Genomic DNA, 14,811 nt, shown 5'->3' on the forward strand with positions numbered 1-14,811 from the left:
GCGGGGAGAGGCCGACGCGCGCCGAGCGATGCGAAGCATCGTCCGACGCGCGGCGGGTGAGGGGGGCTCTCCGCGAGTCCGTCTGTCACCGTCCCTGCGGAGACTCCCCCTCACCCCGACCCTCTCCCCGCAAGCGGGGAGAGGGAGAGAACCCTACTTCGCCTTCAGGAAATCCGCGACTTCGAGCAGCATGAACTCGTCGTCGTCGGCCTTGTTGGGATCGCGGCTGGACGAGAACGGCAGGTTGTTGTCGTTGCCGACGATGATGTGGGTGTCGTCGACGCGATCGACGTTCTCGATGGTGAAGAACGGGAAAGTGTAGACGCCGTCATTGAGCGGCTTCTTCGCCTTCTTGTCGGGATCCCGGATCTTCATCAGGTCGATATAGCCGATCTTGCGCACGGGCTTGCCGACATTGGCGTCCGAGAGCTCGATCTTGTAGACGCGCTTGAACTTGGCGAGATCGGGGAAGCAGTTGTCGCCGCGCTGGCCTTGCGGGCAGGCCTTGTCGGCCGTGCCTTCGCCGTTGTCGCGCTCGATGACGAGGCCGGCCGTGGGATCGATCATGTTGAAATCGCCGATGGCATTGCCGTTCTGCTCGAACACGTATTGCCAGTAGCGGCCGGTGAACTTTTCAGCGGCGACGTCGAACTCGAGGATGCGGGAGGCTTCCTTGCCGTCGACCTTCTCCCAGTCCTTCTTCTCGGAGTCCCACAGCGGGCCCTCGAGCAGGCCGTAGAGGAACTTGCCGTCCTTGGACGAGGCAAAGCCCTCAAAGCCCTTGGAGCGGCGGAGGTTGACGTTGGTGTAGGTCGCGCCCGGCGCGCCCGGTGTCGCCACCGCCCAATGATCGGGCGAGCGCACCGGCTTGCCGTCGGCAACCGTCTCGAACACGCCCAGGATCTTGCCTGATTTGTCGGCCTTCAGGATGTAAGGGCCGAACTCGTCGCCGATCCAGAACGTGTCGCCGATGATCTGGAACCCTTCGGTGTCGAAGTCGGAGCCGGTGAGGTAGCGCTTCTGGGTATCCTCGTGCACGATGCGGAACGGCACCTTCTTGTCGGGATCGTGCAGGAAGACCGTCTCCTGCCGCTCGATCTTGCCGCTCGCCCAATCCATCTTGTAGCGATTGAGATACAGCATCGAGTCCGGCGAGTTGGCGCGCGCGCCCATGCCGTTGTCGGTGATGACCCAGAAGGTGCCGTCGGGCATGGTCTTGATGCCGGAATGGCCCTGGAGCGGCTGGCCCTTGAACGGCAGCGACACGCCGGTCGCCCGCTCAGCGGACTTGCCCATCACGGTGCCGAGCGCGTCGACGCGCTTGCCGGTGGTGTACTTTCCGGACGTCTTGAGATCGGCGGGCGCATCCGCCGGCGCGTCGATGAACGACTCGGCCGGCATCACCACGTGGCCGGCGAGCTTCGCCGGGAATTCGCCTTCGCTCTGCGCGAGCGCCGTGCTGGCGGTGAGAATGATCGTTGCGACGGTGCTGAGAAAAATCGCGCGCATGTGCGTCTCCTGTTGGCGGACGCACGCGTTATGCGGATCGCTTGTTGCAGTTTTGTGAAACCGGGCCAAACGCCGCAGGCATCGTCGCCTCTCCCCGCTTGCGGGGAGAGGCCGGAATTTGCGCTAGCAAATTCCGGGTGAGGGGGCCTCTCCGCGTGTCGGTCTCTCACTGTCTGCGCGGACAGAGCCCCTCACCCCGCCCTCTCCCCGTAAGAACGGGGAGAGGGGGACGAGAGAGCGGGATTACTCCTTTACCGCGCCGGTCAGCGAGGACACGTAATAATCCACGAACAGCGAGTAGAAGACCGCAACCGGGAGCGAGCCGAGCAGCGAGCCCGCCATCAGCGCGCCCCACTGGTAGACGTCGCCGGTGACGAGCTCGGTCAGGATCGCGACCGGCACGGTCTTGTTGGCGCCGCTCTGGATGAAGGCGAGCGCGTAGATGAACTCGTTCCAGGACAGCGTGAACGAGAAGATGCCGGCCGAGATCAGGCCGGGCACCGCGAGCGGCAGCGTGATCCGGCGCAGGATCTGGAGCCGCGTCGCGCCGTCGACCAGCGCGCATTCCTCGAGCTCGTAGGGGATCGACTTGAAATAGCCGATCAGGAGCCAGGTGCAGAACGGCACCAGGAAGGTCGGGTAGACCAGGATCAGCGCTATCGGTGAGTCGAACAGGCCGAACTGCACCACCACGGTGGCGAGCGGGATGAACAGGATCGAGGGCGGCACGAGGTAGGCGAGATAGATGCCGAGGCCCACATAGGGACTGCCGCGGAAGCGCAGCCGCTCGATCGCATAGGCGGCAAGCGTGCTCGCGACCAGCGACAGCGTGGTCGAGCCGATCGCGACCAGCATCGTCGTCCACAGCCAGCGCGGATAGGCGGTGTCGAACAGCAGATGCTTGATGTGCGCCAGCGTCGGCGAGGAGATCCAGAACGGATTGTGCGCCTTGTAGTTCATCAGCTCGGCGTTCGGCTTGAACGAGGTGATCGCCATCCAGTAGAACGGAAACAGCAGGATCAGCACGAAGCAGCCGAGCGGCAGGTAGATCATCATCAGCCGCCGCAGCCCGGAATCCCAGGCCATGGTGTCGGGCGCCGCCTTCGCGTCGGCAGTGGCTTGCGCGACGGTATCAGTCATTGCTCTCTCCCTGCTGCCATTTGCGGCGCGCCAGGCCGAAATAGGAGAACAGTGTCGCGAACACCAGGAACGGGATCATCGACACCGCGATCGCGGCGCCTTCGCCGAGCTCGCCGCCGGCAATGCCGCGCTGGAAGGCCAGCGTTGCCAGCAAATGGGTCGAGTTGCCGGGGCCGCCCCGGGTGATGGCGTAGACCAGCTGGAAGTCGGTGAAGGTGAAGATGATCGAGAACGTCATCACGATGGCGAGGATCGGCATCATCATCGGGAAGGTGATGTAGCGGAAGCGCTGCCAGGCGCTGGCGCCGTCGAGCATCGCGGCCTCGTACAGCGAGGGCGAGATGGTCTGCAGGCCCGCCAGCAGCGAGATCGCGACGAAGGGAATGCCGCGCCAGATATTGGCGGCGATCAGCGAGAAACGCGCCGGCCAGGGCGAGCCGAGGAAGTCGACATTGCTCGACCGCCAGTGCAGCACATCGACCAGCAGATAGGAGATGATCGAGAATTGCGGATCGTAGATCCACCAGAACGCGAGCGCCGAGAGCACCGTCGGCACGATCCAGGGCAGGAGGATGATCGCACGCAGCAGGCTCTTGAACGGAAAATGGTTGTTGAGCAGCAGCGCCAGCCAGAAGCCGAGCGCGAACTTCCCGAACGTCGCTATGCCCGTGTAGACCACGCTGTAGAACACCGCGTTCCACCACAGCGGGTCGGTGAGCAGATACTGGAAGTTCTCAAGGCCGACGAAGACGCCTTTGCGGCCGATCGTGGTGTCGGTGAAGGCGAGCCAGATGCCGAGGCCGAGTGGATAGGTCAGGAACACCGCGAGCAGCCCGATTGCGGGCGCAAGGCACATCACGATCAGGAACGGCTTGTAGTCGAACAGGCGGACCAGCCAGCTTGGCTGCCGGTGGGCGAGGGCGAGAGGGGGAAGTGTGGTCACGGACATCGTGTCGTCGTCCTGTCGTTGAAGGTCACCCCGCCGTCATTGCGAGGAGCTCGCGACAAAATTGCGTAGCAATTTTGCGCTGTAGCGACGAGCAATCCAGACTGCCTCCGCGGACACGCTCTGGATTGCTTCGCTTCGCTCGCAATGACGGCCGCACCGCCGGCCGTTATTTCTGCCGCCGGAAGTACCGCTTGCAGCGCTGTTCGGCTTCCGCGGCCGCGGCCTCCGGCGTGGCAGCGCCGGTCGCGACGGACGCGCACATCTGAATCAGCACGTAGTCGGCGCTGACGGCGCCGGTCGCTGTCGAGATCGGGCCCCTGTAGCCGTCATAATAGGTGCTGTTCATGGTGTCCTTGAACAGCTTCACCTTGGGGTCCTGCGACCACACGGCGGCATCGGCATAGGCGGCCAGCGGCTGGGACCAATAGCCGGAATTGGCGTTGAGCCACGGCTCGTACTGGTCCTTTTCCAGCATGTATTGCAGGAAGGCCTTTGCGGCGTTGGGATACTGGCTGTGCTTGAACACCATGGCGTTCAGGGTCAGGCCCGCCATCGGCGAGATCTTGGCCACGCCCTTCGGCAGCAACTGATGCTCGCTGTCGTCGGCGATCGCCTTGGTCGCGGGATCGTTCTTCAGCGAGAAGTATAGCGAGACGCCGTTTGCGGTCAGCGCGATCTCCTGCGAGGAGTAGGCGCGGTTGTTGCTGACGTCGTTCCACGAAGTCGTGCCGGCAATGAAGGTCGGGTAGAGCTGCTTGACCCAGTTCAGTGCGGCGATCGTCTCCTTGCTGTTGATGATGACGTTGCCCTCTTCGTCGAGCAGGGCGGCGTTGTGTGACCACAGTGCCCAGTTCGCAAAACCGTTGCCGTCGCCCTTGGCGTTGCCGAGCGCGAAACCGGCCGGCTTGCCGGCCTTCTGCAGCTTCTGGCAGAGGTCGACGATTCCGGCGTGGTCTTCCGGCACCTTGTCGAAGCCGACCGATTGCAGGATCGACTTGCGGTAGATCAGGGGACCTGCGGTGGCGCCGAACGGCAGTCCGATCCAGGCGTCGCTCTTGTTCCTCTTGCCGTAGCGCTGCGCCAGCGGCAGCCAGCCGCCGTAACGCTTGCCGACATAGTCGGCGACGTCGGTCAGCTCGATCAGCTTGTCGATATAGATGTGCGGTGCATCGGAGAAGCCGATGATGATGTCGGGACCGGCGCCGGAATTGGCTGTTACCGCGGTCTGCTGGTTGATGTCCTCCCAGCCGACGAAGTCGACCTTGACCTCGACCCCGGTCTCCTTGGTGAATTTGGCCGCGTTGGCGCGGAACACGTCCTCGTCGGCTTGTACGAACCGCACCGGCCGCAGCATGCGCAGGGTTGCGCCCTTTTCGATCGGCAGTTTCGGTGCGGGGACGTCTGCGGCCTTGATTGCGGATTGAGCGTGCGCTGCAACACCGGTTGCCGCGAGCGTCGCAGCGGACAGGCCCAGCACCAAGGCATCACGACGCGTGATGTCGTTCCTCATCAGTTCCTCCCTATGATGTCTCCCTTCCCGGCGTTGATCGCCGGTGAAGGGCCGTTCCGGTTTCCGGCGCGTTTTGCGGCCGGCCGCCTAGCTGTTCGGCCCGCGATCCATGCTGACGGGCTGCCAGCGGCGGAGCGCGGTGTTCTGCAGCACCGACGGATTGACGCAGCTTACCGGCCACATGCCCTGAAGCACCAGTGACAATTCGTAGCCCACGCGGCGCTTGCGTGCCTCGTCGAACCGTGCCGAGGCCGAGGCGACATGCGCGGTCAGGGTCACGTTCTCCATGCTGAGGATGGGATTGTTGTGCGAGGGCGGCTCCTTCTCCAGCACGTCGAGGGCGGCGTGCGCGATCCAGCCCTCTTGCAGCGCCTTGATCAGGCTCTCCTCGTCCACCGTGGCGCCGCGGCCGGTGTTGATGAAGATCGAGCCCTTCTTCATCTGCCGGAAGTGCTTCTCGGTCAGCATGTGATGCACCTCAGGCCGCGCGGGCGCGTGCATCGATACGAAGTCGGATTGCGACAGCACCTCGCTCAGCGTCGCGGGGATGACGCCGTGGTCGTACATCAGCGTTTCCTGGATGAAGGGATCGTAGGCCATCATGCGCAGGCCGAACGGCGCGGCCCGCTTCGCAACTGCACGCGCGACGCGTCCGAACGAGATGAAGCCGAGCGTCTGGCCCATCAGCCGCGGGATCTTCAGCAGCGCCGGCCGGCCCTCGGCCCAGCGTCCGTCGCGCACCATCCGGTCCTGCTCGACCAGGCGGCGGAAGCCCGCAAGCAGCAGCATCATGGCGTGGTCGGCGACCTCCTCGATGAAGGTGTCGGGGATGTTGGTGACCGGAATGCCGCGTGCGGTGGCGGCCTTCACGTCGACACTGTCCACGCCGACCGAGCCGAGCGTGATGACCTTGCAGCTCTCCAGCGCGTCGATGATCGACTTGGTGATCGGGATGCCCTTGGCGTAGATGGCGTCGGCGTTTTTCGCGGCGGCGATGAACTCAGCCTCGTTGGCCGGGGCTTCGACGATCTCGGCGTCGATCGGATCGAGCGCCTCGCGCTCGTAGGAATAATCGCTGCCCGCGACCGTGAAGCTCGCGCCCTTCGGCGTCACCACCCTGTATTTCGGCATTTCCTGCTCCCGATTTGTTCTGTCGGTTCTTGTTGTGGCCCGGCCTTCGCGGCGGGCCTTTGCGTCTTTTACGCGAAATCGGGGTGCATGCGTACAATCGCCGGTTGCTCGCTTGACCATTATTCGCAGCTTTTCGCGGCGTCGTCAGGGCTTCTACGGAGGCACGTAAGTAACTTGCTAAGGGGTCACACACTAAAAGTTGATTCAAATAAAAAGGTCTGTGCGCGAGTCCGCGCCACCCGAGGAGCCCATCGTGAAGTTGAGCAATCTGAAGATCGCCCCCAAGCTTGGCATCCTTGTCGGTGTGACCCTGTTCGGCCTGTGCATCTCCGGAGTTCTCGCCGGATATCTGATGAAGCGCGAGATGGTGAATGCACGCATCGACCAGACCAAGGCGATCGTGGAGATGGCCCGCAACTATGCGGCTGCCTTGATGAAGCGCGTCAGCGCCGGCGAGATGACCAAGGATGCCGCGCTCGCGGATCTGCGCCGCTACGGCAACTCCATGACGTATGACAAGAACTCCGGCTATCTATTCGGCACCACCTATGACGGCATCACGCAGCTTGCGCCGGATCCGAAGGTGATCGGCCAGAACCGCATGGACGTGGAGACGAACGGGCGCAAGCTGTCCCGCGAGATCATGGACGGGGTCAAGGCCAGCGGCGAAATCCTGCTGTTCTATGAATACATGAAGCCCGGCCAGGAGAAGCCGATCCGCAAGCTCGGCTACGCGGTCGCCGTCCCCGGCTTCGACATGTATCTCGGCACCGGCGCCTATCTCGAGGATATCGACGCCAAGATGGGGCCGATCTACTGGCTGCTCGGCCTCGCCATGCTCGGCATCGTCATCGTCGCCGGCAGCGTCGCCTGGCTGATCGGCCGCAGCATCAGCCGTCCGCTGGCGCTGCTCGGCGCCCGCATGAAGGATCTCGCCGACGGCAAGCTCGAGGGCGACATTCCCGGCTTCGGCCGCGGCGACGAGGTCGGCGCGATGGCCGCGACCGTTCAGATCTTCAAGGACAATGCGGTCCGTATTCGCGACCTCGAAAAGACCGAGGCGGACGCCAAGGAACGCGCCGCGGCGGATCGTCGCAGTGCGATGGAAGAGATCGCCAAGGACTTCGAGCGCAGCGTCAACGGCATCGTCCGCTCGGTCTCCTCGGCCGCGGCCGGCATGCAGAGCACGGCGCAGTCGATGACGGCGACCGCGAGCGACGCCTCCTCGCGCGCAGCGACCGTCGGCGCGGCCTCGCAGAAGGCCTCGGGCAATGTCGGCACGGTTGCCGCCGCCGCCGAAGAGCTGTCGAGCTCGGTTGCGGAAATCTCCCGCCAGGTGACGCGTTCGACCGAAGTGGCGAGCCGCGCGGTCAACGACGCCGAGCGCACCAACGCCACGGTGCAGGGGCTCTCCACCGGCGCGGAGAAGATCGGCGAGGTGGTCAAGCTCATTCATTCGATCGCGGCGCAGACCAATTTGCTCGCGCTCAACGCCACCATCGAGGCGGCGCGCGCCGGCGAGTCCGGCCGCGGCTTCGCCGTCGTCGCCTCCGAGGTCAAGGCGCTCGCCAACCAGACCGCGAAGGCCACCGAGGAAATCTCCGCCCAGGTCGCGGCGATGCAGACCTCGACCAGCGATGCGGTCGCGGCGATCGGCGGCATCACCCAGACCATCGCCGAGATGAGCGAGATCACGGCGGGCATTTCCGCCTCGATCGAGCAGCAGGGCGAGGCGACCCGCGAGATCGCCCGCAACATCCAGTCGGTTGCGGCCGGCTCGAGCGAGATCAACGCCAATATCGGCAGCGTCACCTCGGCCGCGGAAGCGACCGGCACCGCGGCCACCGACGTGCTCACCAACGCCCGCGAGCTGGACAGCCAGTCCGGCGCGCTGCGCAGCGCGGTGGACGGCTTCCTCGCCAAGGTGCGCGCGGCGTAAGTTTTGCTGTCATGCCCCGCGAAGGCGGGGCATCCAGTACGCCGCGGCCTCTCGGTTCGAGCCTCGCTGTCTCTGGAATACTGGATCGTCCGCCCCAGTGCGCAATTGCGCACAAGGCGGACGATGACAGCATCGCCGGGGTGTCCCCCTACTGCTTCTCGATCTTCGCGTTCGTGATCAGCTTCTCCCACAGCACCAGCTGCTCGTTCACGAAGGTGCCGAGCTGTTCCGGCGTGCCTGAGAAGGCATCCATGCCGAGGGTGGCGAGTTGCGCCTTGATCTCCGGCTTCTCGACGATCTTCCTGATCTCGGCGTTGAGCCGCGTCACGATCTCCTTCGGCATGCCGGCTGGACCGAAATAGCCCTGCCAGGAGGAGATGTCGAAGTCCGGCACGCCGGCCTCCTGCATCGAGGGCAGGTTCGGCACCAGCGGAGAGCGGTCCTTGGTGGTGACGGCGAGCGCGCGCAGCGCGTTGCCGTTGACGTGCGGCAGGCCGGTCAGGATGTCCACGAACATCATCGAGACGCGGCCGCCCATGACGTCGTTGAGCGCCGGCGGCGAGCTCTTGTAAGGCACGTGCAGCAGGTCGAGCCCGGCATTGTGCGCGAACGTCGCACCCGACACGATCGCCGAGGACGAGCCCGAGGCGTAGCTCAGCTTGCCGGGATTGGCCTTGCCATAGGCGACCAGCTCGCCGACGGTCTTGGCCGGCACCTCGGGGTGAACGACCAGCATGAAGGGCAAATCGCCGGTGCGCGCGATCGGGGTGAAATCCTTGACCGGATCGTAAGTCAGGCTCTTGAGCAGGTAGGGATTGGCCGAATGCGTGGTGTTGGTCGTCACCAGCAGCGTGTAGCCGTCGGGTGCGGCGCGCGCGACAAAGGTCGCGGCGATCATGCCGTTGGCGCCCGCCTTGTTCTCGATCACGATGCCGACGCCGAGTGCCTGCGACAAATGCTGCGAGATCAGCCGCGTCGTGGTGTCGGTGCCGCTGCCGGCCGCAAACGGCAGCACCAGCGTGATGTTGCGGCTGGGGTAGTTGTCGGCCTGTGCGGCGGTCGAGGCGGCAAGGCAGAGCGCGGCCGTGCCGATGGTGCGCAGGTTTCGCATCAGCGCTGAAAGCATGTCTGGTCGTTCCCTCTTTTTCGTTGGCGGGGAACCTAGCTTCTCTTTGCTGGAATCGGAAGGCGGGAGTTTGCCGCCAGGTCTCGCGTCCGGGACACGAGAGGGGAGCGACCGCGGCGCGGAATTACTTCACCGCCGGGCCCTTGCGCGAGGCGATGACGACGCCGGCGAGCACCAGCGCGTAGCCGATCAGGTGAAACGGCTGGAGCTTTTCGCCGAGCAGCAGGATCGCCATCGCCGAGCCGAACACCGGCACCAGATGGAAGAACGGCGCGGCCCGGTTCGGCCCGATCAGCGCCACGCCGCGGTTGAAGAAGAGATAGGCGAGCGTCGAGGGGAAGATCAGGATGTAGCCGAGCGTCGCCAGCGTCACCCCGTCGAATTGCATGACGTTGCCGCGCCAGGCCTCCCAGACGGCGGTGGGCAGCAGCATGACCGCGCCACAGCAGGTGGTGAAGGACAGGAAGGAGAGCTGATGAACCTTCGGCCGGCGCGGGATGAAGGCGGAGTAGAGTCCGAATGCCACCAGCGAGGACGCGAACATGATGTCGCCCCTGTTGAAGCTGATGCTTGCCAGCGCCGCGAGATCGCCGCGCAGGATGATGGTCAGTACGCCGAGAAGCGAGATCGCGATGCCGGCGAGCTGGGCACCGGTCAGCCGCACGCCGAACAGCGCCAGCGACCACAGCGCCACGAACAGCGGCCCGGCCGACTGGATCAGCAGCGCGTTCAGCGCCTCCGTGTATTGCATCGCCCAGTACGAGATCGCGTTGTTGAAGGCGAAGCCGACCAGCGACAGGAACAGCATCAGGGGCAGGCTCTTGCGCAGAGCCGGCCAGTCGCGCTTCAGATGTGGCCAGGCGAACGGCAGCAGGATGAGGAACACGCCGAACCAGCGGATCGTGGTCATCGTCAGCGGCGGCACGTGCGCGCCGACATGGCGCGCGAGCACGATGTTGGCCGCCCAGAACAGCGAGCTCAGGCTGAGCAGCAGATAGGGCTGGTTGTTGAGCCAACTGGCCGGATTCGAGGCTGGTGGCGCTGGCGAAGCGATAGTCATTGGGGTCGGATGCAACTTGCGCCGGATTGCCGTCGTGACACAAGTCACGCGACCGCAATGCTACAATGCAGGCATGACCTGAGGAGGTGCCTCTGGCGGTCAATATGTTGAACATCGCTGCGCCCGGCGCGTGATCGCCGCGGCGAGGCGGAAGGACGAGGAGCCGCCGCGGCCTACGTCTTCCGCCCGGCGCGCGCAACCGGCATCGACGCGTCGACAGCGGCGTGGCAGGCCGTCTGCAACAGGCGGCAGACCTCCTCCGTCGACCGCTGCGGGCTCAGCGTTGCGAAGGTCGGATAGCTCGTCAGGACGAAGATCAGGTCGACGGCATCCTGCACGGCCCGCTTTGCGGCACGGCTCTCCGTGATGCGTGTCACCAGTCCCGTCACAAGCTCACGCCGCCGCTCGTTGCGCGCGACCAGCGCATTGCCGAATTCGGGATCGGTTGCGATCGCCTGGTTGAGGCCGCCGATCGCGGGGTCGTGCGCCCAGAAGGTGCAGAAGATCGCGACGACGCGATCGAGCGCGGCGCGGGGGTCCGGCAGCGCCATCGCGTCGGCCAGCTCGAACAGGCCGCCCTGCCGCGCGATGTCGTCGAACACGGCCTCCAGCAGTCCGCGTCGCGATCCGAACTGGTTGTAGACGGTCAGCCGCGTGACGCCGGCCGCCTTCGCCACCACGTCAAGCGAGAAGTTCGCGATGCTCGCATCCTTGCGCAGCAGGCGCGCGCCGGCCGCGATGATGCGTTCGCGCGTCTCCGCGGCCGCGGAGGCGCGGACCGAGCTCACATAGCTGCGTTTCGGCATCGCTCTGCCATCGTCTTGACGCATTGATTATACATGATGTATATCCAATTTAGAAGCCGGCTGGAGCTTGCCATGCAGACTGCCCTCGTGATCGCACTGTCGCTTCATGTGTTGTCGTCCGTGTTCTGGGCCGGATCAAGCTTTGCGCTGGCGCGAACCGGAGCAGCCGGAGGTGAGCAGCTCGTCGGTCCGCAGCTCGGCGCGGCGACGATTGCGATCCTCACCGGCGGCTATCTCGGGCATCTCGCTCATTCCGGCAGTTTTGGCGCCGCCGAGCAAGTGCTCGCGCTTGGTGCGGTTTGCGCGCTGATCGCAGTCGGCGTTCAGGCCGCGACCGGCCCCCGTGCGCTGCTGAGCTTGCGCCGTGGCACGAGCGAGGCCGGGGATGTGCGCTCACGCATCGCGGCCGCCCAGCGCGTGGCCGCCGCTCTGCTCGCCATCACCGCCCTGTGCATGGGCGCGGCGCGCTACATCTAGCGCGGCATCCCGCCGCTGAAGAAGGAAAAGCAATGTCCAGGATGATTCTTTTGAACCTGCCCGTGCGCGATCTCGCCGCATCGACGGCGTTCTATGTCGCGCTCGGCGGTACGGTGAACCCTCAGTTTTCGGGCGAGAATTCGACCTCGCTCATGGTCACGGACGCGATCGGCGTGATGCTGCTGACCCACGACCATTATCGCCAATTCACCAAACGCCCGATTGGTGACCCGCGCCGCGACAGTCAGGTCTTGATCGCCCTCACGGTCGATGACCGCGACGCCGTCGATGCAACGCTGACTCGCGCGGTGGCGGCGGGTGGTCGCGCCGATCCCAACCCGGCACAGGATCTCGGCTTCATGTACAACCGCCACATTGAAGATCCGGACGGCTATGTCTGGGAAATCGTATGGATGAACCCATCAGCGAGCACCTGACCGCAGAAGGCTGCGCGGCGAGCTGACAAGGGGGGCTAGCTCGCCTGCTTCCTTGACGCCGCGAATACGCCCGACAGCACCAGGGCAAAACCGATGAAGTGGAACGCCTGCGGGCGTTCGCCGAGGAAGACCATCGCCATGATCGAGCCGAACACCGGCACGACGTGGAAGAACGGCGCGGCGCGATTGGCGCCGATCAGGCGCACGCCGCGATTGAAGCAGAGATAGGCGAGCGTCGAGGGGAATACCGCGACATAGAACAGCGTCAGCAGGTTCGGCCCGTCGAGCTTCATCACCGGCCGCGCGGACAATTCCCAGATCTCCAGCGGAATGAGGCAGGCGGCGCCGGCACCGAAGGTGAAGGCGAGGAACGACAGGCCGTGCATCGCCGGCCGCTTCAGGCTCAGCACCGAATAGAGCGCGAAGATCAGCAGCGCGAGCAGGAAGATGAGGTCGCCCTTGTTGAACTCGATGTTCGACAGCGTGGTGAAATCGCCATGCAGCAGGATCGTCAGCACGCCGCACATCGACAGCAGTACGCCGAAGGCCTGTGCCGCGGTGAGTCGGATGCCGAGGATCGCCAGCGACCACAGCGCCACGAGCAGCGGCGCGGACGACTGGAGCAGCAGCGTGTTGAGCGCCTGGGTATGCTCCAGCGCCCAGTATTGCAGCGTGTTGAAGGCGCCGATGCCGGTGATCGAGAGCGTGACCATCAGGCCGAGCTTGCTGCGGATCGCGGGCCAGTCCTGCGCGAGATGTTTCCAGGCGAATGGCAGCACGAGGAGGAACGCGAAGAGCCAGCGCAGGAACGACAGCGTGACCGGCGGGATGTGGCCGGCGGCAAGCCGCCCGACAATGGCGTTGCCGGCCCAGCACAGCGCAGTGATGCTGAGCAGCAGGTAGGGCTGGTTGGCGATCCAGTTTTGGCCGGGCGTCGCGGCGCTCGTGGTCTGGTCGGTGGCGGACATTGTGATTGTTATGGCCCCGCGTCATGCGCCGAGGCCCCGGCCCGGCGGCACCCGGGCCGGTTCGGAACCCGGCCCGTTCAGAGACACGGAAACCGGTCCGACATCAATGGCGCAGATGCATCGCCATCATGCGCCACGCGGAACGGCGGAACTTCAGGAGGCCGCCTTTGCGCCGCTTGGCCCCGCATTGGCGAGCATCGCTGCCCGTGCGGCCCAACCTCCGCCGAGAATCGCGCCGGTAAAGCCGCCGCCGCCCGTGAACGCCGAGGCGAGATAGAGGCCGTCGATGGCGGTCGTCGGCACTGGCTTGAATCCGCGCGTCTGCGGTGCGAAGCCGTAGATCGCGCCGCCGGGCGTGTTGAGGTAGTGCGCGAAGGTTTCGGACGTCGACATCTCGCGCTGCACGACCGCGTCGGCGATTCCGGGATAATTCCGGTCGAGATCGGCAATGACGAGGTCCATCCAGCGCTCCTTGCGGCAGCGCTTTGCTTCGGCGGACAGACCGGTCCAGTTCGCGAGCCGGTCGACGCCGACGAGCGCGGCGAGATAGGGCGGTCTCTCGTTCAGGCCCGTATCGATCCGATCGTAGGCGACGAAGCCGTAGGGGGGAAGACGTGCCGGCGAATCCTCGCCCGGCAGTGCGCCGGCCTCGCGGAAACCGGAGAGTTTCGTCAACCACCCCGGCAGCACGCTGGTCGAATAGTGCCTGACGCCGAAATCGCCGGACGGCCGGCTGAGACCGATCGCGATGCTCCAAAGTGAGATCGATGGTTGCCGGTCCTCGTAGCGCGACAGGAACGCGGTGCGCTTGTCCTGCGGCAGCATCGAGCCCAGCACGGAGGGCGCCGCGTTGCCGAGCAGAATCGGCGCCAGCTCCACGCGCACGTCGTCGGCTCCCGTCGCGCGATGACGCACGCCGCGGGCGCGGGTGCCGTCGACCAGAATGGCCTCGACCTCGCGCCCCGCCTCCACCGCACCGCCGGCGTCGCGAATGATCGCGATCAGGCGATTGCTGAGCGCCTGCGATCCGCCGCGGACATAGTGTCCGCCGCCGACGAGATAGGAGGCCTGCGGAATCGCAAACTGGATGAAAGGCATCGTGTCGGGATCGTCGGTGTAGTAGCCGAGGTTGGATGCAAGCGCGAGCTTGATCGGCTCGCTGTCACCGAACAGGCGGGTGAGCACTTCGCTCAAGGTCGCGTGCCGGTCGCGGATCAGCGGCCACAGGCGCCACGGCAATGTCGGCGCGTTCCAGAGCCACCAGTCGCGGTCGTCCTGATGCTCGCTCATCAGCGCGACCGCCTGCCGGACTGCCTTGATGCGCTCGAAATATTGGGCGATGCCCTTGGCATGCGCCGGAAACTGCGCCTTCGCCGCGGTCGAGGCAGCTTCGAGGCCGTGCGGCATCATGAAGGGGTGCTCGAATAGTGGGCTTCGCACCTCGTGCAGCACGCCGACATCCACGAAGGGCAGATCGCGATCGATGCCGAGCGCGCGCAGGATCGGAAGCTTGGGATCGGAGGCGTCCAGGCCGTCGATCTCGTGCAGCGAGGCCTCGATCGCGAGCTGGCCGTGACGATAGACCGTGGCCGCTCCCCCGAAATTCTGGTTGCGCTCGAGCACCAGAACCTTGTGGCCTGCGCGGGCGAGCAGGGCCGCCGCGGTCAGGCCGCCGAGCCCCGATCCGATGGTGATGGCGTCAAAGCTGCGTGACATCTCGGGTGACCTCGCCGCAACATGGCGGCAGACACCTGGTCCG

13 protein-coding genes are annotated in these 14,811 nt (G+C 65.3%); 3 read left to right on the forward strand and 10 right to left on the reverse strand.

The window, feature by feature from the left end; all coding sequences use genetic code 11:
- Positions 1–153: 153 nt before the first annotated feature.
- The 5 genes from A3M7_RS0116425 to A3M7_RS0116445 form a co-directional block, all read right to left on the reverse strand.
- Entirely contained in the window at positions 154–1,509 is a 1,356-nt protein-coding gene (locus A3M7_RS0116425) for an esterase-like activity of phytase family protein (RefSeq protein ID WP_027544908.1), read from the reverse strand.
- Between the two features lie 243 nt (positions 1,510–1,752).
- On the reverse strand, positions 1,753–2,649 hold the full coding sequence (locus A3M7_RS0116430) for a carbohydrate ABC transporter permease (protein WP_027544909.1): 897 nt from the start codon (positions 2,647–2,649) through the stop codon (positions 1,753–1,755).
- The gene (locus tag A3M7_RS0116435; protein ID WP_027544910.1) at positions 2,642–3,598 is read right to left on the reverse strand and encodes a carbohydrate ABC transporter permease; all 957 of its coding nucleotides are present in this window, start codon (positions 3,596–3,598) and stop codon (positions 2,642–2,644) included. Before A3M7_RS0116435 ends, A3M7_RS0116430 begins: the two co-directional genes overlap by 8 nt.
- A gap of 166 nt (positions 3,599–3,764) precedes the next feature.
- Positions 3,765–5,108: an ABC transporter substrate-binding protein gene (locus tag A3M7_RS0116440; RefSeq protein ID WP_027544911.1), complete on the reverse strand. Its 1,344-nt coding sequence runs from the start codon at positions 5,106–5,108 to the stop codon at positions 3,765–3,767.
- An 87-nt stretch (positions 5,109–5,195) separates the two neighbouring features.
- Entirely contained in the window at positions 5,196–6,239 is a 1,044-nt protein-coding gene (locus tag A3M7_RS0116445) for a C-terminal binding protein (RefSeq protein WP_027544912.1), read from the reverse strand.
- A 253-nt stretch (positions 6,240–6,492) separates the two neighbouring features.
- Here A3M7_RS0116445 and A3M7_RS0116450 point away from each other — a divergent pair, with 253 nt between their 5' ends.
- Positions 6,493–8,178: a methyl-accepting chemotaxis protein gene (locus tag A3M7_RS0116450; protein WP_027544913.1), complete on the forward strand. Its 1,686-nt coding sequence runs from the start codon at positions 6,493–6,495 to the stop codon at positions 8,176–8,178.
- A gap of 148 nt (positions 8,179–8,326) precedes the next feature.
- Here the strand turns inward: A3M7_RS0116450 and A3M7_RS0116455 are convergent, their stop codons facing one another.
- From A3M7_RS0116455 to A3M7_RS0116465, 3 genes are all read right to left on the reverse strand, one after another.
- A complete protein-coding gene (locus A3M7_RS0116455; protein WP_027544914.1) occupies positions 8,327–9,304 on the reverse strand; it encodes a tripartite tricarboxylate transporter substrate binding protein in 978 nt (325 codons plus the stop codon).
- Between the two features lie 124 nt (positions 9,305–9,428).
- Entirely contained in the window at positions 9,429–10,364 is a 936-nt protein-coding gene (locus A3M7_RS0116460; RefSeq protein ID WP_027544915.1) for a DMT family transporter, read from the reverse strand.
- A gap of 173 nt (positions 10,365–10,537) precedes the next feature.
- The gene (locus tag A3M7_RS0116465) at positions 10,538–11,170 is read right to left on the reverse strand and encodes a TetR/AcrR family transcriptional regulator (RefSeq protein ID WP_027544916.1); all 633 of its coding nucleotides are present in this window, start codon (positions 11,168–11,170) and stop codon (positions 10,538–10,540) included.
- Between the two features lie 72 nt (positions 11,171–11,242).
- Between A3M7_RS0116465 and A3M7_RS0116470 the strand changes: the two genes are divergently transcribed.
- Together A3M7_RS0116470 and A3M7_RS0116475 are read left to right on the forward strand one after the other, a co-directional pair.
- Positions 11,243–11,647 carry a hypothetical protein gene (locus A3M7_RS0116470; RefSeq protein ID WP_027544917.1) on the forward strand — a complete coding sequence of 135 codons (405 nt, stop codon included), beginning with the start codon at positions 11,243–11,245 and terminating at the stop codon, positions 11,645–11,647.
- Between the two features lie 32 nt (positions 11,648–11,679).
- The gene (locus tag A3M7_RS0116475) at positions 11,680–12,084 is read left to right on the forward strand and encodes a VOC family protein (protein ID WP_027544918.1); all 405 of its coding nucleotides are present in this window, start codon (positions 11,680–11,682) and stop codon (positions 12,082–12,084) included.
- A 35-nt stretch (positions 12,085–12,119) separates the two neighbouring features.
- Here the strand turns inward: A3M7_RS0116475 and A3M7_RS0116480 are convergent, their stop codons facing one another.
- Entirely contained in the window at positions 12,120–13,052 is a 933-nt protein-coding gene (locus A3M7_RS0116480; protein WP_027544919.1) for a DMT family transporter, read from the reverse strand.
- 153 nt (positions 13,053–13,205) lie between these two features.
- Positions 13,206–14,768 carry an NAD(P)/FAD-dependent oxidoreductase gene (locus tag A3M7_RS0116485; protein WP_027544920.1) on the reverse strand — a complete coding sequence of 521 codons (1,563 nt, stop codon included), beginning with the start codon at positions 14,766–14,768 and terminating at the stop codon, positions 13,206–13,208.
- Positions 14,769–14,811 lie beyond the last annotated feature (43 nt).

This window comes from Bradyrhizobium sp. WSM2254 (assembly GCF_000472645.1).
GTDB classification, from domain to species: domain Bacteria; phylum Pseudomonadota; class Alphaproteobacteria; order Rhizobiales; family Xanthobacteraceae; genus Bradyrhizobium; species Bradyrhizobium niftali.

Excerpts from the sequence above, each read along its gene's own strand:
- A3M7_RS0116485 (WP_027544920.1), bottom strand. The coding sequence starts at position 14,768 with ATGTCACGCAGCTTTGACGCCATCACCATCGGATCGGGGCTCGGCGGC.
- A3M7_RS0116430 (WP_027544909.1), bottom strand. The coding sequence starts at position 2,649 with ATGACTGATACCGTCGCGCAAGCCACTGCCGACGCGAAGGCGGCGCCC.
- A3M7_RS0116480 (WP_027544919.1), bottom strand. The coding sequence starts at position 13,052 with ATGTCCGCCACCGACCAGACCACGAGCGCCGCGACGCCCGGCCAAAAC.
- A3M7_RS0116475 (WP_027544918.1), top strand. The coding sequence starts at position 11,680 with ATGTCCAGGATGATTCTTTTGAACCTGCCCGTGCGCGATCTCGCCGCA.
- A3M7_RS0116425 (WP_027544908.1), bottom strand. The coding sequence starts at position 1,509 with ATGCGCGCGATTTTTCTCAGCACCGTCGCAACGATCATTCTCACCGCC.
- A3M7_RS0116445 (WP_027544912.1), bottom strand. The coding sequence starts at position 6,239 with ATGCCGAAATACAGGGTGGTGACGCCGAAGGGCGCGAGCTTCACGGTC.
- A3M7_RS0116455 (WP_027544914.1), bottom strand. The coding sequence starts at position 9,304 with ATGCTTTCAGCGCTGATGCGAAACCTGCGCACCATCGGCACGGCCGCG.
- A3M7_RS0116465 (WP_027544916.1), bottom strand. The coding sequence starts at position 11,170 with ATGCCGAAACGCAGCTATGTGAGCTCGGTCCGCGCCTCCGCGGCCGCG.
- A3M7_RS0116435 (WP_027544910.1), bottom strand. The coding sequence starts at position 3,598 with ATGTCCGTGACCACACTTCCCCCTCTCGCCCTCGCCCACCGGCAGCCA.
- A3M7_RS0116440 (WP_027544911.1), bottom strand. The coding sequence starts at position 5,108 with ATGAGGAACGACATCACGCGTCGTGATGCCTTGGTGCTGGGCCTGTCC.
- A3M7_RS0116460 (WP_027544915.1), bottom strand. The coding sequence starts at position 10,364 with ATGACTATCGCTTCGCCAGCGCCACCAGCCTCGAATCCGGCCAGTTGG.
- A3M7_RS0116470 (WP_027544917.1), top strand. The coding sequence starts at position 11,243 with ATGCAGACTGCCCTCGTGATCGCACTGTCGCTTCATGTGTTGTCGTCC.